Source organism: uncultured Nitrospira sp., from assembly GCA_902500695.1.
In the GTDB taxonomy this organism is placed as follows: Bacteria; Nitrospirota; Nitrospiria; order Nitrospirales; family UBA8639; genus Nitrospira_E.
Genome location: CABVRQ010000038.1, coordinates 2,837 through 23,941, shown reverse-complemented (window position 1 = coordinate 23,941; position 21,105 = coordinate 2,837). Strand labels below are relative to the sequence as shown.

Annotated in this window: 15 protein-coding genes; 5 read left to right on the top strand and 10 right to left on the bottom strand. The window is 50.3% G+C overall.

Annotation, left to right across the window (positions count from 1 at the left end; genetic code table 11):
- Window positions 1–124: 124 nt before the first annotated feature.
- From AAH187_RS11020 to AAH187_RS10995, 6 genes are all read right to left on the bottom strand, one after another.
- Entirely contained in the window at window positions 125–715 is a 591-nt protein-coding gene (locus AAH187_RS11020) for a hypothetical protein (RefSeq protein WP_342348508.1), read from the bottom strand.
- A gap of 71 nt (window positions 716–786) precedes the next feature.
- Window positions 787–1,887, bottom strand: a complete 1,101-nt coding sequence (locus AAH187_RS11015; protein WP_342348507.1) for a DUF4384 domain-containing protein — start codon at window positions 1,885–1,887, stop codon at window positions 787–789.
- Between the two features lie 248 nt (window positions 1,888–2,135).
- Window positions 2,136–3,575 (bottom strand): DUF4384 domain-containing protein, encoded by a 1,440-nt coding sequence (locus AAH187_RS11010; RefSeq protein WP_342348506.1) that lies wholly within the window; start codon window positions 3,573–3,575, stop codon window positions 2,136–2,138.
- A gap of 8 nt (window positions 3,576–3,583) precedes the next feature.
- Window positions 3,584–5,092, bottom strand: a complete 1,509-nt coding sequence (locus AAH187_RS11005; protein ID WP_342348505.1) for a DUF4384 domain-containing protein — start codon at window positions 5,090–5,092, stop codon at window positions 3,584–3,586.
- Window positions 5,093–5,230: 138 nt separating this feature from the next.
- A complete protein-coding gene (locus AAH187_RS11000; protein WP_342348504.1) occupies window positions 5,231–5,923 on the bottom strand; it encodes a zf-HC2 domain-containing protein in 693 nt (230 codons plus the stop codon).
- Between the two features lie 5 nt (window positions 5,924–5,928).
- Complete coding sequence (locus tag AAH187_RS10995; RefSeq protein ID WP_342348503.1) at window positions 5,929–6,513, bottom strand: sigma-70 family RNA polymerase sigma factor; 585 nt, start codon at window positions 6,511–6,513, stop codon at window positions 5,929–5,931.
- 375 nt (window positions 6,514–6,888) lie between these two features.
- Here AAH187_RS10995 and AAH187_RS10990 point away from each other — a divergent pair, with 375 nt between their 5' ends.
- The gene (locus tag AAH187_RS10990; RefSeq protein ID WP_342348502.1) at window positions 6,889–9,189 is read left to right on the top strand and encodes a caspase family protein; all 2,301 of its coding nucleotides are present in this window, start codon (window positions 6,889–6,891) and stop codon (window positions 9,187–9,189) included.
- Window positions 9,190–9,280: 91 nt separating this feature from the next.
- On the opposite strand, the gene AAH187_RS10985 is transcribed toward AAH187_RS10990, so the two are convergent.
- The 4 genes from AAH187_RS10985 to AAH187_RS10970 form a co-directional block, all read right to left on the bottom strand.
- A complete protein-coding gene (locus tag AAH187_RS10985; RefSeq protein WP_342348501.1) occupies window positions 9,281–10,333 on the bottom strand; it encodes an aminotransferase class V-fold PLP-dependent enzyme in 1,053 nt (350 codons plus the stop codon).
- Window positions 10,334–10,422: 89 nt separating this feature from the next.
- Window positions 10,423–11,406: an L-histidine N(alpha)-methyltransferase gene (gene egtD / locus AAH187_RS10980; RefSeq protein WP_342348500.1), complete on the bottom strand. Its 984-nt coding sequence runs from the start codon at window positions 11,404–11,406 to the stop codon at window positions 10,423–10,425.
- A gap of 396 nt (window positions 11,407–11,802) precedes the next feature.
- Entirely contained in the window at window positions 11,803–13,347 is a 1,545-nt protein-coding gene (locus tag AAH187_RS10975) for a glycine betaine ABC transporter substrate-binding protein (protein WP_342348499.1), read from the bottom strand.
- Between the two features lie 62 nt (window positions 13,348–13,409).
- Window positions 13,410–14,159, bottom strand: a complete 750-nt coding sequence (locus AAH187_RS10970) for an ATP-binding cassette domain-containing protein (RefSeq protein ID WP_342348498.1) — start codon at window positions 14,157–14,159, stop codon at window positions 13,410–13,412.
- Between the two features lie 456 nt (window positions 14,160–14,615).
- Between AAH187_RS10970 and AAH187_RS10965 the strand changes: the two genes are divergently transcribed.
- From AAH187_RS10965 to AAH187_RS10950, 4 genes are all read left to right on the top strand, one after another.
- Entirely contained in the window at window positions 14,616–14,861 is a 246-nt protein-coding gene (locus AAH187_RS10965; protein WP_342348497.1) for a hypothetical protein, read from the top strand.
- Window positions 14,862–15,430: 569 nt separating this feature from the next.
- Complete coding sequence (locus tag AAH187_RS10960) at window positions 15,431–15,919, top strand: response regulator (RefSeq protein WP_342348496.1); 489 nt, start codon at window positions 15,431–15,433, stop codon at window positions 15,917–15,919.
- A 1,133-nt stretch (window positions 15,920–17,052) separates the two neighbouring features.
- On the top strand, window positions 17,053–18,975 hold the full coding sequence (locus tag AAH187_RS10955; RefSeq protein WP_342348495.1) for a sigma 54-interacting transcriptional regulator: 1,923 nt from the start codon (window positions 17,053–17,055) through the stop codon (window positions 18,973–18,975).
- 505 nt (window positions 18,976–19,480) lie between these two features.
- Window positions 19,481–19,852, top strand: a complete 372-nt coding sequence (locus AAH187_RS10950) for a hypothetical protein (protein WP_342348494.1) — start codon at window positions 19,481–19,483, stop codon at window positions 19,850–19,852.
- The last annotated feature ends 1,253 nt before the right edge of the window (window positions 19,853–21,105 follow it).

Sequence of the window (21,105 nt, the reverse complement as noted above, 5' to 3'; positions counted from 1 at the left end):
CAGACTCAACGGAGGTTGAGTGAGCACTTTTAAGGTTTGATGTCTCCTCGATCGACTTCGGGAAATAGGGATGGTGTGTTGAGATGAATGAAAAAACCTCAACTGGAAAGAATAAGTGAACAATTTATGATGTCCAGAACAATTCGTTGTGAATTTGATTAAGTTGGATTTCATTGGCCGTCATCGGTCCGCCGAAGTTTGCCAGGATAATCTTCTCAATCCATGTAATAGGAACCCGATCCGCAACCCAGGTTTCAACTTCGGGAACTGCCATTGGATACTGCCCCGTATTTTTTACATGTTCGTCAAACTTTTCGTAGAGTATAAGGTGTTTATGAAATTTAGAATCGAGGACTAAATATGCCAGCTCGTACTCTTTTCGATCCTCGTATGAATTTCTACCTAAATCACCAGGAGGACGAAGGAAGTCATAACGATCAAGTATATCGGGAATAAGTTCCGAACTCGCATTCCTGAGGTCGAAAAAACAGACCCACCCATTTAGCCTGCCAAAACTTTTTTCCGAAGCTGTATTGAGTTTGAAGCGTCCGTCCTTGTTGTGTTCTATCGCCCCAGAATTCTTGATAAAATCTAATGTACGTTGGCTTGTGAGATGAAAAACTTGTCCCTTCAAGTCGCCTAGGAGGCTTGCCTGATAATTGTCCCAGAGACGGATATCACTCGAATTCTCGCAGTGAATGTTTTCAATTCCCATAGTGCCTCCGACGTGAATTTATTTTCCTGGAGAATGTTGAATGTGTCTTGTTGCTTGAAACATCCGTTTGTTTACTGATGACGAAACCAGCGGGTGATGCGGAGGTCTTCGCCGGCAGTTTTGACAAAGTAGGTGGTGGGGAGTAATTCCTGTTGTTGATTGTGTGAGTTTTGGAATGCAAAGGGAGATGCACCTGGACGTGCACCGGAATAGCCATTGGGAATGATGGCGGGTTCGCTGACGGCTTGAGGTTTGTCGGTCGGATTTCGTTCCCGGCCGGTAATGGTCGTCAGAATGTGTTCGATATCCTGGCGCGGTGCGAGGGAGGCCACCACAAAGATTGTTTCGATCCCTTTGAACTGATCCAGGCTGAACCAATTCGTTCCTTCCGGCAAAATATGTTGCTGATCGGCTTTGATCGGGTTGGCAAACGGGCTGGAAGCGGTCGGGAAAATTCCCTGAGCCCAGGCCGATCCGTCCACCGCAATCACATAGACGTAGCAATCGGTATTGGCGCGGAACATGACACGGAATTTATCACCGGCCCGCGGATTGCCTCTTCCATCCAGAAGGATGTCCCCGTCCTTAATGGGCAGGTAGGACTGCACCCCATTGACCATATGTTTTTTGATCAGCAGGACGTCCAGGCTGATCGGCACGGGGCTGGTCTGTGCTGTTTCCGGCTGAGCGGTCTGGTATTCAGGAGTCTCTAGGGGTTGATTCGGGTTGGGCGCCTGATTCGGGTACGGATTCTGCTGATTGGGATACATATTCTGAGTATTCGGATAGGCATTGGCCTGTTGGCTCTGCTGAGGATATTGATTCTGTGGAGCGGAGGAATATCCCGGGACCGAGGCTTGTTGGTTGGGGTAGACAGGCTTGTTGGAATAGGGATTTCCTTGTTGCCCTGGGTTCGGGTACGGGTTATTCGGAGAGGGAGCATTCCCGGCGTATTGCCGTTGCTGATTTTGATAAGAGTCATACGGTTGTTGAGGATAGTCCGGAGAGGATGGATAGCCCTGAGAAGGGGGATATCCTTGCGTGGTCTGGTACCCCTGATCGGGATACCCCGTTTGCTGAACTCCGCCCGGTTGTCCATACGAATTGGCAATGATGCCTTGCGACATCATTGGATTGTTCCGTTGTTGAAGGGCCACTAGCAGATTTTCCATGTTTTGTTCATGGGCATTTCCGTAGTTGTTGACCGCTGTTCTCAAGAGGTTGGCCCCGAATTCTACGAGTGGGGGAATTAAAAACGGGAGGGCCATACAACCGCTGAAGAGAAGGCTTAAAACCAGGAGGAACCAGGGACGTGATGGGGGGGATTCAGACATAGCCGAGTTGAAGATAAAATGAATTCCTGCCGCCTATCTGCTGGAATGAAGCCATACTCTGTTGGTGAGCTATTCGTGTTCTCATGCTATTGGTGTCGGAACCACCGAGTCAGCCGCAGATCCTGCCCGGCCTGTTGCGCCAGATAGCTTGTGGGAATAATGGTGTGATCCGGTCCTGACCCTTCTGAGAAGCCGAACGGTTTAGCGCTCGGCTGGGTTCCTCCGACCCCATAGGGCACCATGGCTACTCTGGTCACTTGTTGGGCGTTTTCGTTCGCGGGACGTTCACGTCCGGTGATGCTTTGAAGGATTTCCTCGATATCCTGCCGCTTGTCCTGCGACACAACAAAGAAGATGGTTTCAATTCCCTTGTATTGATCCAGGCTGAACCAGTTGTTGCCTTCAGGTAGAACATATTGCTCACCGGCTTTCACCGGATTGGCCAAGGGGGAAGTGGGCGGTGGGAAGATGCCCTGCGCCCAGCCTGAACCGTCGATGGCGATGACGTAGACATGGCCATCGTGGTTGGGCCGGAACATGATCCGGAATTTGTCGCCCGCCGCCGCATTCCCGCGCCCGTCTCTCAGGATGTCGCCGTCTTGAATCGGGAGGACTACCGGAGCTCCGTTCCGTATGGCTTTCTTCACCATGACGACATCCAACCCGATCGGAGTTTCTGCCTCTTGGGTTTGGATTCCTGTCTCTGCTCCTGTCTGCATATAGGAGTCTGGCGGATATGTTGGTTGGGTATAAGGATCTTCTTGTGGATAGCTCTGAGCATTCGGATCTTGAGGATATGCTTGTTGCGTCCCATTGGGATCGTAGCCGTAGGGTTGGTTTTGCGAATAGCTGGTCTGGTCGGCCTGCGGGTTCAGCTCCTGGTCGCAAGGGGTTGAGGGAAACCTTGCGTGGGGAAGCTGTCCCGGTACTCCACGCCCTTGGACATTTGGATAGTTTGCATCAAATCCGTATTGTGGTGTTCCATCATTGAAGGGTTGTGCCCCGCCATACCCGGAGTTGGGATCTCCAGGAAATTGTCCGGGATCAAACCCTTGTTGGTTTCCAATGGGGAGTCCGGTATTGGGATCAACCTGGAGCGGCAGGCCGGTGTTCGGGTCGGTTTGAATAGGAAGACCTGTATAGGGATCGATCTGAACCGGAAGGCCCGTATAGGGATCGATTTGTTGTCCCTGCTGGAGTCCCGGGTCACCGTAATATTGATCAGACTGCTTCTTCTTTTTCTTTTTCGGCGTGACGAGTTTTGTGAGGAGCGTATTTAACTTGCCTGTGTACTGTTGGCTGTAATTCGCGGCAGCGGTCGCCAACAACGTGCCGCCGATATTGGCCAGTGGATTCAGAATGGCCTGTTTCGTAAACGACGCCATTGGACTTTCGGCAGATTGTGCACCGCCGGTCTGGCAGGGGTGGCTCTGCGAAAGATCACCTTGTCCTTGGGGAGTGGAGCAGGAAGCCAGCAGGACTGAGATCAGGATTGTGGCGATGGTGGATCGTGTCTGTGTCTTCATTCAAACCTCTATTCGTGTCGGAACCATCGAGTGACTCGTAAGGCCTGGCCGGCTTTTTGAGTGAAATAAGTGGTCGGCATCAAATCCTGATCTGATGAGCTGCTCTGCCCAAGGGTAAACGGTGTGGTGCTTTGTTGGCGTCCAAAGAATCCTGCCGGAATGATCGGCGCTTCGATGACCTGTTGGGGTGCCGTTGCGGGATGGCGTTCCCGTCCGCCAATACTCCCCAGGATATCCTCGATATCTTGCCGTTTGTCCGGTGAGGCCACAAAGAAGACCGTTTCAATGCCTTTGAATTGATCCAGGCTGAACCAATTATTGTTATCGGGGATCACATACTGTTGCCCCTGCTTGATGGGGTTTGCGAAGGGCGACGTGAGCGGGGGAAACACCCCCTGCGCCCAGGCAGATCCGTCAATGGCAATGACATAGACATAACAATCTGTATTTGCCCGAAACATGATCCGGAATTTCTCACCAGCCTTTGCGTTGCCGCGTCCGTCTTTTAGGACATCCCCATCTTGAACTGGCAAAAGTGTTTCAGCTTCGTTGACGAAGGTTTTTTTAACGAGGGCAACGTCAAGTTGGATTCCTTCGATTGGCTGAATCGCGGGTAGTGTCGGTGTTTGCGCACTCGGGTTGAAAGGAGACTGAGGGGGCGTGGGCTGGGCATGGGCCGGTTGTTGGGGGAGTTGAGGCTGTGGCTGATAAGGGTCATACCCATCTGGCTGCACTGGTGGTGCCGGCTCCCCAGGGTATCCCCCTCCACCATATTGAGAGGAGGGGTTTTGTCCTCCTTGTTGCGGATAAGGAGTCGAGGGAGAGCCGGAGCTTCCCCTGTTGGGGTCGTATGACGGGTACCCTCCCTGTCCCTGATCGTAGGGTTGGGATTGACTAAAAAGATTATTTCCATAATTTGGATCTATGGGAGATGACTGATTCGGATATTGCCCATACGTTCCGTTTTGGGGATAGCCCTGGGTGGTATTGTAGGGGTCATAGGAGTCTTGCCCCTGCGGATAGGCATTGGGATTGCCTGAAGGATACCCGCCATAATTGGGACCGGTCGGATAGCCGAATACTGGGGCTTGTCCTTCATACCCGCCCTGTTGAGCTCCCTGATCGTATCCGGAGTTTTGTCCGTACGGATTCTCGCCGTATTGATTGCCATAGTTAGGGTTGGTTGTGCCAAATGGAGCATGTAGGCCATAAGAATTTTTCCCACCGATCGCATTGGGATCATAGAGGTTGCCGGGTGTGATGCCTTGAATGAAGGGTTGATTGCCTACTCCCGGTTGACGCAGGGACTGGAGCAATTGGCCTAACTTTTGTTCATATTTATTGGTGTAATTGATTGCCGCTTTGGCCAGGAGGTCTTTTCCAAAATCGAGGGCTTTATCAAGACCGCCGGCTTGTCCGGATAACGGAAACAAGAGTGACAGACCCAAGGCAGTAGCCATCGCCACGATGAGTATGCCATGGAGGCCAAAGAAAATTTGTCGATGCGATGATGCCATTGGTTGTTCTAATTCGGTGCAACAGCTCGATTTTATTCTAGGTTTTGCTTATAGAAAGGGCAAATCCACGATTTCACGTTGGACCTTTCTGCCGGAGGCTGTTGTTGGAGAGTCAGTCGGGAGGAACTTCCCAAAGGTTCAAGGGTGGAGGGCTGTGGCTGTGTTGATGAGGTCCGGATGGGTGTGGAGAGCGGATAGGATGGATTCATCAGAATCATTTCCTTTTGGTGCAAATCCCAGCGTATATAAGCCTTCAGGTGTCGGGCCGCTTATAATTTGCCCGCCCAGGCCCTGCACCAGGCGACGAATTTGGATTTCCTGTGCCGTTTCGACGAATGTGACCTGAATCTTAATCCGCGGGATTCCTGGAGTTCCTTGTGGCACGCCGCGTTCAGTCACGGGGCTTGAGCCAGGGGCAATCTCTCTTGCCGGCTTTCCGAGTACTGAGACCAAGAGGACGGCCTGTCCGACAATCAATAGGCTGGCAAGGGCCGGAGCCCATCGGACCTCGAACAGGGAACGAAAAGTTCTTTCCATCGATTCCCACCAGGAATTCTCCTGGCCTTGCCGAACGGTTGTTGACACTCCTTGAGGTTCCTGATGAATACGGCCCATCACTTGGGTAAACGCTGCCGGTGAAGGCCCTGGACGTTTTGCAATGGCGGTTTTTAATGCGGCGTGTATGATCTTTGTCTCCTGAAGCTCCTGCTGGCAGGACGCGCATGATTCCAAATGAAGGTCGACCTCCTGGCGCTCTTCGGGGGTCAGCGTTCGACTGACATAGCCCGGGAGGAGGGTGGCTTCGGAATGTATCGGTTGTTCAGGTCCCATCTCGTTTAAATAATTTCCTTCGTGACTCCCTGGTGCTGGAGATTTTTTTTGAGCTGCCGCTTAGCATAGTACACCCGCGTTTTTACGGTATTAACTGGAATGGCTAATAATTCTGCAATCTCCGGATAGGAGAATTCTTCGAAGAAAGCCATATGCAAAATCTCCCGGTGATCCGGTGATAAGGTCATGAGTCCCTGGTTGGTGAGTTCGGCCATCCGTTTCTGTTGTGTATCGTTCAATGGATTTTCATTGGACTCTGCTGTCTCGATGATGTCTTCCAATGGCATGCCGCCCCGTTGCTGGCTGGTAACTTTGCGTAAAGCGTCCACCGCCTTGTGATGGGCAATCCCAAAAATCCAGGTGGAGACTTTTGATTGTCCTTGAAAGCTCTGGAGGCCTTTCCATATGGCCAGCATGACTTCCACTAAGGTTTCCTCAGCTAATATCGCCTCATTCATGATTGTCATGAGGTACTGGAATATCCGTTTTTCATATCGCTGATAGAGGATAGCAAAGGCTTCCTCATTGTTCGGGACGCAGGCTTTGAGCAGGTCCGAATCCGTGAGGGCTTGCCAGTTGGTCGAGCTCATTGGGCTAGCGGTTCAATCTCAGATGCAGATCGAGCAGTTGCACTCCCCGGGGGGCGGCTGTAAGAAGTGACGATGATTGTATCAGTTGGCTCTCTAGCATAGGGGAGGAGGCGTGAGAAGACAACAGGAGAGCCTGGTGGATGGGGCTTCCACAGGCGTTTAGAGTTGATTGTGAGTCATGCGCAATACCTCATCTCCTCAGTCTATAATCTAAGGATTCGACCATGATGAACGGTTGATTGGTTTTCTCTTGTTGTTGCGTTTGAACCTTTTGGGGGAATGGGGAGACCTACCACATAACAAAAGGTTGAGAGACGACACAAAGACCGATAGACTATTGACCCATTACACGGCAATCTTGATAAGAGGTTCATCATGAAAATTCGCCCATTCTTCCCCACTCTGATCCTTCTTTTGATTGTCGTTTTGTTTGTCGGGCACAGGTTGATAGTGCCCATGCCTGTGGCTTTTGGGGCGGGTGCTCCTTCGGTCAAAAGAGCCCTCTTGATCGGCATTGGGAAATATCAGATTTTGCCACGGCTTCCTGGATCAAAGAATGATATTGATTTGGTGCATCAGGTCCTGCTGTCCCGGTATGGGTTTGCCGAACATAATATCCAAATGGTCCGGGATGAAGCGGCAACCCGGGAGGGGGTACTGGCCGGTTTAAATCGGATTGTGACAGAGGCGGGTCCCAATGATGTGGTCTACATTCATTATTCAGGTCATGGATCTCAGGTTGAGGATTTGAATGGGGATGAACCGGATGATCATCTGGATGAGACGATTGTTCCGGCTGATGGCCGGACGGAAGGCGTTCCCGATATTACCGATGATGAGTTGGATGAGATCCTGTCACGCTTGAAAACGTCCCAGGCGGTCGTTGTCCTTGATTCCTGCCATTCCGGCACTGCCACAAGAGGGTTGGAGGTGCGGGTGCGATCCGTTCCGGCGGACCCTCGGGTGAATCTGTACAAAAAAAACGGAGTGGCGACTCGGGCAATTGTCCCGGTGAATCTGCATGCGTATGTCTTATTCAGTGGGGCGGCTTCCCATGAGGAAGCGTTAGATGGGCCGGTTGATGGACGTTACCACGGATTTTTCACACACTCTCTGTTTAAGAGTTTACAATCTGCCCCTATGGGTGCGTCGACCCGCGAGATTTTTTCCGGAGCCAAGCAGGAACTCAAGCGGATTCAAAATCAATTCGGGCGGACCAGTATGCCCGAACCTCAGCTTGAAGCTTCCAAGGCGAGAATGGATCTGCCCTTTTTTTCGGCTCTTGCCGAACCGCCTGACCTCGTGAAGGCGCAGAGCGAGGCAGCCCGTCGCTCCTGGTCAGCGGTACAGCCACAAGCAGATGGACTGTTAGTCTTGGCCAATGCCGTTGCGCTCGGAGCAGATCCTGGTTCGGTATGGGGGATTTATCCTGAAGGGGAAGTGGCATTTGATCCGGCCAAAGCCCAGGCCTTTGCAGTGGTCCAAGCGGTGGAGGGGCAGAATGCCGTAGCGATGATTTCGCCCAATCCCGCCAGGGTGTCTTTCAATGGCCGTGCCGTGTTGGTTGCGCAGGCCCCCGAATCCAAAGCCATTCCGATTGCGCTTCGGAACGTACCACCGGAACAAGCCAAACTCTTGAAAGAGGTGTTGGGAAAACACATTGGTGAGGTGGAATTTGTGGGAGAACAGGAATTCGCCCGCTTCGTCGTGGAAAGCCGAGGGGATGGGCTGCATGTCTTGAGCGCAGATGGCTTCAATGAAGTGATGGCGTTGACTGCGAAGCCCAGTACGCAAATGATTGCTTCATTGTCTCAAGTATTGGTGCAGTCACGGAATGCTTCGCAGCTGTTAAACCTGCAAAATCCCGCGAGCCAGATGAATGTGAGTGTACGGGTGGTTCAGGTTGGAGAACGGGGGATCGCCGTGGTGAGCGACAAAATGGAAGCCCCGGTCTATCACATCCGGCAGTCGAACCAACCTCGATCTTTGTCCAACAGTCTGCAATTAGAAGTGGCCTCCGATACGGATGCCTACATCACGATTCTGGATGTGGATGCGGAAGGGGGGGTAAATGTGTTGTTCCCGAACTCGTATCAAAATTCCCGGTATTATCCTGACGGATTCATTGAAGCGGGGCGCACGGTGTTATTGCCTGATTCGCTCCAATCCGGAAATCAAGCGGGATTTCACTGGGATTATGCGAATCCTCCGGGGGTGGATACGATCCGGGTGTTTGCGAGTACGACTCCCGAATTGGCACAACGAATTCGCCAGGCTGTGGCGGGGGGCAATATCCAGGGCATTGGGAGTCCTCAAGAGACCAACTCAATGGCCCATCTGGCAAGCCTGAGGCAGGAATTAATCGGAAGTGTGACACGAGGGTTGATCACCGTTCCTGATGATTCTGCGACTCCGGTTTCTCGGCCTGCTATGGGTAGTATGGAACAACCGCAAGTGGCCATGGTCGATCAAATGCCTGCTCAGAGTTCCATGGAGGCAGAAGTCGGATATATTCAAGACAGCCCAGCGCAATGGGTTCAAACTGATCCATCTATGACGGGCGGCATGAATGCGGGTCAAACGGTTGATTCTCAAATGGGAGGGCAGGCCATCCCGGTGGGGTTACCGGTCTCTGACTGGACAGCGGTCTCAGTTACGGTTCTGATTCAACCATAGGGAACTATAGGAGACGTGAAAATCTAAGAATAGACCACGGCGTTTATGTGTGTTGGCACCATGAGGCCCTCTGTACGATATGCAGGGGGCCTTATTTGTTTGAGAGTGAAGTCAACAACGCAAGGGTCGAACGGATGTCGACACGGGGAGTATCCGTATTCCAGGAGACACGGATCGAAAGGTTTGAGGGATAGGTGGGATGGGTAAGGGTTTTCCAGGCAAGGGAATGAGTGGTGGAAAGTCTGTGCATGGTCTGTTCCGTGGGTTCGTCAAGGCAGACAAACGACAAAATGCCTGGAGCGTGCGGCCCGTCCCATTCTATCGTTCGAATACCTGGGTTTGATCGGAGACAGGCTTTCCATTCCTCTCTAAACTCTTCAAGAATTTGACTGTTTGAACTTGTTTGAGTCTTGAGATGGCAAGCTTTGGCAAATCCGGCGATCAAGCCTATGTTTTGAGTGCCTAATTCATATCCGGCCCAATAAGGTTGCGTGTCTTGATGACCGTCTTTCCCGATAATCAGTGCACCGGTTCCCATTGGGCCGGTGCACCATTTATGGCCAGGGAAAAAATACGCATAGGGAGCAATCTCTTGAAAAGAAACCGGAATATGTCCGATGGCTTGTGCCCCGTCTACGATGAGCCGCGTGTGGTGTGACTGAGCCAGGTCCTGGATTGTGGCGATGGGAAAGATACGCCCATCAAAATGAGAGACGTGACTGATGACGATGGCCTGAACGGGTTGTTCCTCTAAAGTGCGTTCAAGAGCAGGAAGGAATCCTGAGGAGACATCCGGGTCGAGTGTAATGACGCGGATGCCACGGTCACTCAACTTTTTGATTTCATTGAGAATGGTGGAGTTTTCATGTGTGGTGGTCAGAAGGACATTTCCAGATTTCCAATTGATTCGAGAAAGGACAAGACTGCACGCGGTTGTGGTATTGGGCATGAATGCGAGCCGTTGTTCATCGTGCAACGTCAACCAATCTGCAATGGTCCGTCGACATCGTTGAAGCGTGTCCCGGTAATGCTGAATGCCGGCTTCCGCATACAATAAGTGGCTGAACGTGTCGAGTATCCTGGAAATCTCTTGCTGCACCTCATGATGGAACGGAGCGAGTCCAGCCGGGTTGAGATAGATCATGGGAATAAGTTGGTGGAGCACCCTACGGTAATGAGGGTAGTTCGGATCTGAGTCATGATGGAGAAGGTCCTGCCCTTCTTGAATCCGGCTTAGGGTTTTTTTGCGAGCGCGAGACCAATCAGGCTGTCAGGGTCCGAATACCATTTGACCAGGGCAAAGCCCGAAGAGGCGAGAAGTTCTTCGGCCAGGGGGCGGTCATATTTCGTGCTGATTTCTGTGCGGATTTCTTCCCCTTCTTTGAGGTGCACTCTTAATTCCAAATCCGGGATGTCAAGGGTTTGTTCTTCCCGTGACCGGAGCCACATTTCAATGCGATGGTCGGCTTCATTATACCTCGCGACATGGTCGAAGGATTCTTCATCGCTCTGACTTCCGAATTGATGCCGAAGGACTCGAATAATATTCTTGTTGAACTTGGCCGTTACCCCCTGCTTGTCATTGTAGGCGGCTTCCAGCCGGCTACGATTCGTAATGAGCTGCACACCCAATAAGAAATAATCGCCAGATGCCATTTCCGAATTTACGGATGAAAGAAACTCTTGAGCGGCGACCGCAGGAAGGTTCCCAATGGTTCCTCCAAGGATGACCACCAGGCGGTTGCCGCCTTCTGGAATATGCTCCAAGTGGAAAAGGAAATCTCCCACCACGCCATGGATGAGAAGTCCAGGGTATTCCCCGACTAATTCTTCGGAGACTCGCCGGACAATGGTTTCATCGACATCAAATGGAACGTAATAGTGAAGGTGGTCGACTTTGGCCATGGCATCGAGGAGGACGCGTGTTTTTGTCGCCGCGCCGGATCCTAATTCAACCAGTTCATCCGCTCCGCTGATGGCAACGATTTCGTCAGCCCATCTGGTAAGGAGTTGATGCTCGGTGCGAGTTTGATAGTATTCCGGCAACTCACATATTTGCTCAAAGAGGGTGGATCCGCGCTCATCGTAGAAAAGTTTGGAGGGAAGCGTCTTGGGATTGGCCACCAGCCCTCGGGTGATTTGGGTTTTGACCAAGTCCGGGTCTTCTCTGGTTAATGGAAGGTCGATGGTAATTGATGGATCAACTTGCGATGTCATGAGTCCTCCTCAGGGGGTGTGCCGTGACCATTTCTCTGGGCTCCGCCCTCAGGCTGCAGCGCAGTCGATGCGATCTTTTGAATTGGATGGATGAAAACCGTACACAAAAATGAACATCCTTCGGTTCAAGCTTTGTCAGGGAAAGGTCCAACGAGGGAAAGGATCCGTTCGATGAACTTTATGATCGGTTGTCTCAGGTTCCAAATCGACAGGCAATTCGTGGCTGATAGCGAAAGTAGTTGGGATTACATGGATTATTTTACTATACCGGCAGAGTGACTTGTGGGCAAGGCAAGGGCCTTGACCAAATTCGATAGGGACGAAACTCTTTTGTCCACCAAACCCGGACATCTGGTTGAGGTGCTCTTCCATTTCATATACGGCGATTCGGTGAGATTATCGAAGCGGTTCTAAACCCCGCGGCCGGACCCACTGTTCTACCCGACCTAAGAGTCCATCAACCGTCAGAGCCAACACCGTTGCAGGTAAGGCCCCGGATAAAATCAGATTGGTATCGGCCAGCTGGAGTCCTGCGACGATGGGGACTCCTAATCCTCCTGCGCCGATAAAGGCAGCAAGTGTCGCAGTCCCGACGGTCCAGATGGCAGAGGTGCGAATGCCGGCCATGATGGTTGGCGCGGCAAGTGGAAGGCGAATCGTGCGGAGAATTTGCCACTCCGTCATCCCAAGGGCTCGCCCGGTTTCCACAGTATTTGGAGCTGCGTCTCGCAACCCCGAATAGGTGTTTCGCAGAATGGGAAATAACGAATACATCCATAAGGCCATGATGGCGGGGAGCGCTCCCACGCCAAATATCGGAATCATAAAGGCCAGAAGTGCGATGGATGGAATGGTTTGCAACATGCCGACAATGCGGATAATCGTTTCCGCTCCCTTTCGCCATTGTTCGAGGGCCAATCCCAATGGGATGGCGACCAGAATCCCAAGGAATAAACCAAAACTGGAAAGTCCAAGATGTTCTCCCGTCCGCATGGTCAGCTCGGAGCGCTTGGACCACAGGTAGGGCAAGAAGGAATCGGATGAGTCCGCACTGGCGGGTGGTTGCGCGTGATTGTCGGACACAAGATTGAGTGCCCGTAAAGCGCTATGCGCCACTTGGGGTACCGGTTCTCCATGTTCTTGAATCCGGAGATTTAATTCACGCATGTGTGGTGGATCCAATGCATTGGTGAGCAGGCTGATGACCTTTCCCAATTCCGGATGACGGTTGAGAATTTCTCCCCGAACGAGTGCTGCGGCCTCATAAGGTGGGAAAAAATGACGATCATCTTTCAGGACGACAAAGTCATACACGGCCAAGCGTCCATCTGTGGTGTAGACATCTAAGAGGTCCACCTCTCCCTTATCTGTGGCTTGATATTTCAAGGTTTGTTGCATGCCGATCACTTCCTGAAACTGTAACCCGTAGGATTGATTCAATCCCACCAATCCATCTTCTCGCTGGATAAATTCATATCCAAATCCGGCTTTCATGTGTGGGGCGACATGCACGAGATCAGAGATTGTTCGGAGTCCTAAGGTTTGTGCTCGATCACGGCGGAGGGCGAGAGCATAAGAATTCTCAAATCCGAGCGGTGCCATCCACCAGATATCCCATCGGTGAAGAAACTCCGTGCGAACGCGATTCAAAACAGAGACTCGATCGTTCATTGGGCGTTCACCGAGAATGGTGACGAGCCCTGTTCCTGTGTATTCGGGATAGAGGTCAATCCCTCCGGTTTTTAACGCCTCGAAACAGACTTGAGTTCCGGCGAGTCCCAGGCGACGCGTGACGGTTAATTCCGTACGGGCCTCGATGAGTTGAGCGAACATTTCCGCCAGGAGCCGGTTTTCCATGAAGTTCTTTGATCCCACCACAATGGTGTCAGCGGCCCAGGCCGGAAGAGAAAGAGAATAGAGCAGGCCAAGGATTCCACCCATGATCCCTAGGGAGATCCTCCCTGTGCCATGTCTGTGTCGACGGGTAGGCATCTCCTTATCGGTCACCCTCGTTGAGCATGATAATGCTGGATAAGCGAATGAACATAGGGCGTGGCAGGGGAATGCAGGATCTCTCGTGGAGTTCCGATTTGATGGATGTGACCTTCTTTGACTATCGTGATTCGGTCGCCTAATCGGAAGGCTTCTGACATGTCATGGGTCACAAGGACCATCGTTTTTTGCAACTTGGTCTGAAGCGAGAGAAATTGGTCCTGTAGGTCATGGCGGGTGAGCGGATCCAACGCTCCAAACGGTTCATCGAGCAGGATGATGGGCGGATCGGCTGCCAGGGCACGTGCCACGGCCACGCGCTGCCGCTGTCCCCCTGAGAGTTCAATGGGATAGCGTTCGGCAATATGCGAAGGATCCAGATTTACGAGAGATAAGAGCCTGTCGACTTGTTTGAGTTGCTGTTCCGAGGTCCAACCTAATAAGTGAGGGACGAGGCAGACGTTTTGTTTGATCGTCCAATGAGGGAAGAGCCCGCCATCTTGTGGGACATACCCCAGGCGTCGACGAAGTTGAATGGGATCCTGTAAGCGGGACGGCTTTCCTTGAATGACGATGGTCCCGGCTGTTGGTTCTATCAGCCGATTCAGGAGCCGCAAAAAGGTGGTTTTGCCTGACCCGCTCTCACCAATCAGCGCCATGGTTTCCCCCTCTTTCACACGCCAATCAATATTCCTCAGGGCATAGGTGCCATCCGGGAATTGTTTGCTAACTTGTTGGATTTCCAGCGCCTCCGGCTTCATATGGACGAGTTCCCTGGTGTGAGGTTTGACGGAGGACAAATGGCGCGGTGATGAAAATGCGTCATCGTCATGATGAACGTGTGGAGGTTTCCCCATGGCCAGGATAACAGGGTTCAAGGGGAGAGACTAGCCACGTTATCAACACGACCTGCAATGCTGGTGTAAGGAATGCCTCTATAATTTTGAGGACAAGCAGGAAGAACGGGATGCACGTGTGCCATTTCGCTCATGCTGCGCTTTTCATCTCCGCACGATTTTTTCATCAAGGTGCTTTCATCTACGGCCTCTGAAATCAAATGCGGAAATGTATGGGGAATTTTATTGGCTTTTGGCCTATTTGAGATAGGCATAGTGGTTGCACCGTAGCAACGTTTGTATGGTGAGAAAAAAAGACGGAAATCTAACTACGGGATCTCATAACTGGTTTTTTAATTTATTTCTTCCTAGGAGATTCGAATGAACGTTCACCTAATTGGAAACTCTCATATGTTTGAAAGGCAGACCGTGACCCATGAAGCTGGAGGCTGTTGCCGATGTGGTGGATTCATGTATAGGGAGCCTGTCGTTGATTCAGTTGAAAATGAAATGGAATTTATGGCAGCTCGCTGTCTGCAATGTGGAGATGTCGTGGATCCGGTTATTCTCATGAATCGATCAGGGAAAGGCGTGTTGAGTGGTAGCACTGGAAGGGCTCGGCATTGAATCTTCTCATGCTTTGTATGGGGTTAGGATTGAGAAAGGCCACCGGCCAAAAAGCCTCATCCCATGAATGTGAGCACCTTGATTGGGCGCGATGTCGGGAGTATCGAATGAAAGATAACAAATCTTAATGGTCGGCATCTCGAGCTTGAGCGTGATCTTCCGGAAAGCGGTATACGCATTTTAGTTTTGGGGATTGACCTTAAAACATGGACTGGGTTGACAGACAGTCTGTGGGATTTAGGGGTTACGCTTAAACGTCTTTCCTCCTCCTTGCACGAATTGGATCAACTGAAGGATGCTTTCGTCGATGGTCTATTGTGGGACTTTGAATCGAGTTCCCCGAAGGGCTTAGCTGTCGTGTTACAGCTTCGCGGAAGAGGATCTGTCCCCCCAGTGATGGTCATCTCAAGCCCCTCAAGCAAGCAGCTGCTGGTAAAGGCTCTTAGAAATGGGGCAATGGATATTATTATGAAACCCATAGATCACACGGAACTCCGAAACCGATGTGTGCGGTTGTTTGGATAGCGGATGAAATAGATACATAAAGCCAATTTCAGGGAGGAATCTTCATGAGGCCTGTAGGGTGTGCCGATACCCAGAAACTTCCTTCGGAAAATCCATCAATTTGTGTGAAGTCGCAGGGAAAATTGGGAGGGTTAAATCCTGAATCTTTAAACCCTGTTTCTATTCTGGTTGTCGACGACAGTGTTGAATGTCGCATGATACTCCGCATAGCCATAGAACGAGAGGGTTATCGTTGTGTAGAGGCAGCAGATGGAATAGCTGCACTCAAGTTATTTCAGCAAACAACGATTGATTTCATCATCACAGATTTTCAAATGCCACATATGAATGGATGCGAATTTCTCGAAGTATTATTGAGTGCGGCCATCAGTTGTCCTCCTGCGGTGATGATTACGGGAAATCTTGCGGATTCTGTGCGAATGAGAGCGACGCACGCCGGGGCATTGGCCGTCTTCTCAAAGCCTTTTGATCTAAAGAAGATTCTGGAAATAGTTCGGGAGGTCGTGCATCGGAACCAGGAGGCCCTTCATTGAAAGAGGATCCATTTAACCCTGGAAAATGTGGTATAGGGTTCTTAATTCATTGCCATTGGGAATGCGTGGAGTAAGGAGAAACGCATAATGACCATTCTGGCCCAATAGCTGCCTCAATAGAAAACCCTGGGAGGCTGAGTGGTGAATCCCGCCCCTGGTCTGTCCTCTTCTTGAAATCCTTGCCTGCTCTTCACTCATTTCAGTTGGCAATTGAAGTGCGCATGTACTTTACTTAAAAGGAATATGTAGGTGAGATGCGCTCGGAGAGGAGAAAGGTTTTAGGCTCGGGATATGGTTACCTTCTGTTTCAGCGGGGGCTGGAACATTGTTGGGAATTTACATAATAGGAAAGAAAATGATTGGTCTTTCCAATTTCCATGAAGGTCCTATTTGCCGGATCAAATTAATATTCATGGCAATAGCCTTAGAGAATGCAACTCGTCGGCGCCCCGGACCGGACAGCTTGGAAGGGGACAGCTACCGTCGCCGTGGGTAATTTGATCGACCGGGCAGAGGAACACCAAATCCGGCAGGAGATCGGGAGTGGGCCATCAATGACCTGATCCGCCTGAATTTTCCAAAGTATCGAACCTTCACAACAATCATAAAAAAAAGATTCCCCTTCTCCTGACTGGAGTCAATTCTTGTTCCAGAAAGTTCTTTCGGTTCAAAACCTCGAATCAAGTGGTTTTTCGCTCACCCCTTCTGTTGCCATAATCGAGTCAAAACAAATTCAAGAATAACAATGGACAATTGCAAAATGGTAACAAGAACATTTGGAAGCCTTGTCACTCCACCATCCCCGTTAAGGTAGAATGGATTAATACGTTTCCCAACAGTCTTTACCGAGTGGAGATTTGGAGAGCATTCACCATAAAACGGGTGACGGATAACCCTCTGAAGTGAGAAGATCCCGCTGGATGCGGAGATTTAATGGCGGGACATAGCCCATATTTTTGTGTTGGGATAATGAGAATGGGGAGTGCGGTGGTCCCGCATGGAATGGATTGGTCAAACCTTTGCAAAAGGTAGGCTGGCCACATTCAGTGGTTCCATGCGGAGAAGTGCCTCAAAAACGCTAAGCCAGGGATTTTGGGGCCTTGTCTCATTTTTGAGCGCTACAGGAAGCAATCATGGAAGATCAAGGGTTCTTATCATCAACCGATAGTCACTCATTGAAGAAGTCCGACCAAGAATTGAAGCGGACGTTGCACGATCTCCGGGAACGGGTGAAGGAACTGACCGCACTTCATTCCACCACGCAATTGTTCCACAACGAAGACTTACCGACCCAGGAATTGCTTCAACGCATTGCTGATCTCATTCCGCCTTCCTGGCAATACCCCGAAGTCACAGCCGCCCGGATTCGTTTTGGGCATCTGGAAATTACGACGCCTAATTTTGTGTTATCCCCGTGGACCCAGCGGGAGGAGTTTATTTGCCGTGATGGAACCACGGGTGAAATTGAGGTCGCGTATCTGGAGGAACGTTCGACGGAAGTTGAAGGCCCCTTCTTGCAAGAAGAGCGAAATTTATTGCACTCACTTGGAGAAATGGTCCGACTGCAGTTAGATCGGAAACGGACGCAAGCTGCTCTGCGTGAAGCGCATGATGTGCTGGAGCAGCGGGTGCTGGACAGGACATCCGAACTCACGACGGCCAATCGGTTGCTGTCGCGGGAAGTGACACAACGGAAAGAAGCTGAAGAGAAATTGGAGGAATTGATTGCGGAGATCCAGCGGAATCATGATGATCTCATTGCTATTTTGAATCAATTGCATATCGGGACTGCCCTGACCGACCAGGATGGAAAGGTGACCTTTCTGAGTCAGGCTGCACAACAGTTATGCGGAAAACCGAATTTTCCCCATTCAGGGGAGCCGTGGCAAGCATTGTTTGGCGATCTCTCCTATCATGCTCAAATAGAGGACATGGTGAATCGTTCCCCGGGAGAACGGCAGAAGGTCCTAGTGCGCATGCCGGCAGTTGGTGGAGAGTGCACCCGTTGGATCAATGTGGATGTCAGAGATGATCCACGAGACCCGGAACGGAAAATGTTTTTCTTGTACGATGCCTCGGAGGTGCAGACTCTTCGTCAACTATTGGGAGAGACGGGAAAATATCAGGATCTTATCGGCACCAGCCATTCCATGCAATTGGTTTTCCAGCAGATTCAGGATTTTTCGCGAGTGGACTCCACCATTCTTATTGAGGGAGAGACCGGAACAGGCAAGGAACTGGTCGCTCGTGCCATTCACCAAGCCAGCCATCGCAATGAGTTTCCATTTATTGCGGTGAATTGTGCGGGGCTAACCGAATCATTGGTCGCCAGCCAATTATTTGGGCATAAGCGTGGGGCCTTCACAGGAGCAGTATCAGATCAACAGGGATTGATCGAAGCCGCTGAAGGCGGAACCTTGTTTCTGGATGAAATCGGGGATATTCCGCTCACCGTCCAAACCAGTCTGCTTCGGGTTCTGCAAGAATGGGAAATTACCCGTCTTGGGGAATCTCGGCTTCGGAAAGTGGATGTTCGTGTGCTTGCGGCCACCCATCATAATCTTGCCAATGATGTTACTGCGGGAACCTTTCGGGCTGACCTGTTGTATCGGATTCGGGTCGGAAGAGTCCTACTGCCCCCGTTGCGGGAGCGACGGGAAGATATCCCAGTGTTAATCAGCCATTTTCTGAACCAATATCGGGCGACAACAGGAAGACCTGTTGAGGCCGTGAGTAATGAAGCTCTCCGGCTGTTGATGGCCCATGCATGGCCTGGAAACGTTCGCGAACTCAAACATGCCATTGAATTCGCCGTCATTCGATGTCCTCAGACGATTATTCAACCTCAAGATTTACCGCCGGAGGTCCTTAATCAGGATGAAAGGCTCCCGGTGATGACTTCTGAAGAAATGACTCCAAGCCATGAGAAAGAGAAGATTCTCTCTGCCTTGAAGCAGACTGGAGGGAACCGTTCAGCTGCCGCTAAGCTGCTTGGGATCGCCCGCCTCACTTTGTATCGTCGAATGTCACGCCTCGGAATTTCTGCTCGCCGTTAAACCACTTCCATATTGAAAGCTTTTTTTGGGGGGTCGTTGAATGTTTTCCGGCTCTATCCCTAAGCCATCTCGGCTCAATTAACCTGAGCCAAGCCAGGGTGAGGGGTCATAAAATAGGGGAGAAGCCCCGGTTAGGGGGATATTTCAACGCTTCTTTTTTGTTCGCCACCCCTTTAAAACGGATGATGGTTTTCCGCTCTGCATCGTCTGGTGGAGAAGTATCCTTCGGTACCCCGGGAAAAATGCCAGGCGCATGATGAATAAAATAATGAGGTGTAACTCAATGTAACTAGATGTTACAGAAATGCTTCACAAGGCTGTTACTTTGTAAAAGGGAAAATGATTATTGGTTTCATTGTAAACATTTGAAGTTAAACGAAAATAAACGTTTGGGCTTGATGGCATATAAATTGGATTGTCAAGCAAGTGTGGATAAAGACATCGTTAATAATTAACCGCATAAGTTTTTCAATGTTCCGGTATAAAAGTCTGGAAGGAGGAAGCTATGAATAAAAAAATATTCATTTCATTTTTTCTTGTGGGGATGCTCCTAAGCCTTCCACAATTTGTCCTGGCTAGTGAGAGCAGTCAAGAACAGAATTCTTCCTGGAAACTTGAAACGCAAGGTTGGTCGATTCAGGATCACATGGCTGCGGCAAAAGATAAAGAAGGTGAAGCCCAATCTCTACAGAGCCGTGTTCGCCATTTGGGGGAGCGCATAGCCCATTTTGAGAAAAAGCCACACTTCGATCCAAAGGGGATTCATAGAAATTCCATGAAACTTATTGCCTCGACTTTGACAGGGGAATTAAATCGTTTAAATAAAGAGATTGCCTGGCATTTCCGGCAAGCCGACCATGCCAAGCTTATGGAGTAATGGAAGAAGCTGTATAAGTTGGGAATATGAATGAGTGTCTATCGTCATTTCCAAGGAAAGAGGAGGGCAAGGAGGGGTCTCTCCTTTGTTCGGGATAGAGGTCTTCTGTTTCGGGTTTGGTTTTGTGCCTCGCATATGTCAGGTATTTCCCCAGAGGCTGCTCGACCGCTCGCGGATACAATTTTACTTGACACCGTTGGGAGCCAGGTATGACTGCTGGCAGGTGTGGGTTCACGATGTTTGGACGAGGCTATACCGGCGTTGGTTCCTCCTCATCGTCCTGGCCTTAGTCGAATTGATGTCGGGGTTTTCGCCAAAATGGTCCTAGCATTCTTCGAAGTATTTCCTATCAGCAATATTTGTGCCTTATGCCTTTTCCCAGGCCAGGCAGCCTAACTAGTTGGCTATCGAGGTTTGGCCTTCAGGGATCCCCCTTAATAGGTTCAGGGGGTGGCCTTCATATTTGACGACTCAATGTAGCTTGGCAAAATAAAACCGAGCGGCCCCAGGACCATGGACCATTGTTGAAGGATCCGTCTGGCTATCGGTATCTACTGTTTGTGCCAAATCTGGCGCTCCCGTTGGTGAAGGTGTAGCGACTATATTCCCACCGGGCCAATTTGGAAAATCGACTCACCCAACCTAAGCGTGATTTCAGTCTCGCCGACTTTTGATTGAACTCTTTTTAGTGTGGCAGAAGTTGCCTTTTACCCAGTGGTATTGGTCTATCCTCTCAAGAGTGTGTTTGGCAAAAACACCTACTGCGGCACACGCAGGACCGTCAAGCTTTCAATCAGGCAGGTCCAACGCTTTTTGTACGAGGAGCTTGGGTGAGTCGCCAGAGCAGAGCCAATGTTCTCCGCTGAAACGCCCTTCCCGAACGCCGATCTTGGCTTGAAGATTTCCAGACTTGAGGGTCCTCCTCTTCTATGCCAAGTTCAAGTTTTACATGTATAAGTATAAAACCTAAAAAACAACCATCAGTAAAAAAATTGAGTACGAAAAAAAGTGTAACTATGTGTAACTAAATGTAACACTTTTGCTTCATTGGCATGTTACAGGTATTACATAATAATTATTCATAATAAATAGGAAGTCATTGAATTTAATATGAAATGTTCTTTGAATCTTGTTGGCACATAAATTGGATATTGAAGTATGTGTGGATGAAATAAATGTCAACCTTAGATGTATAAGTTCTGCCGGGTTTCAAGAACTGAATAATTCTAGAAGGAGGAAGTTATGAGTAACAA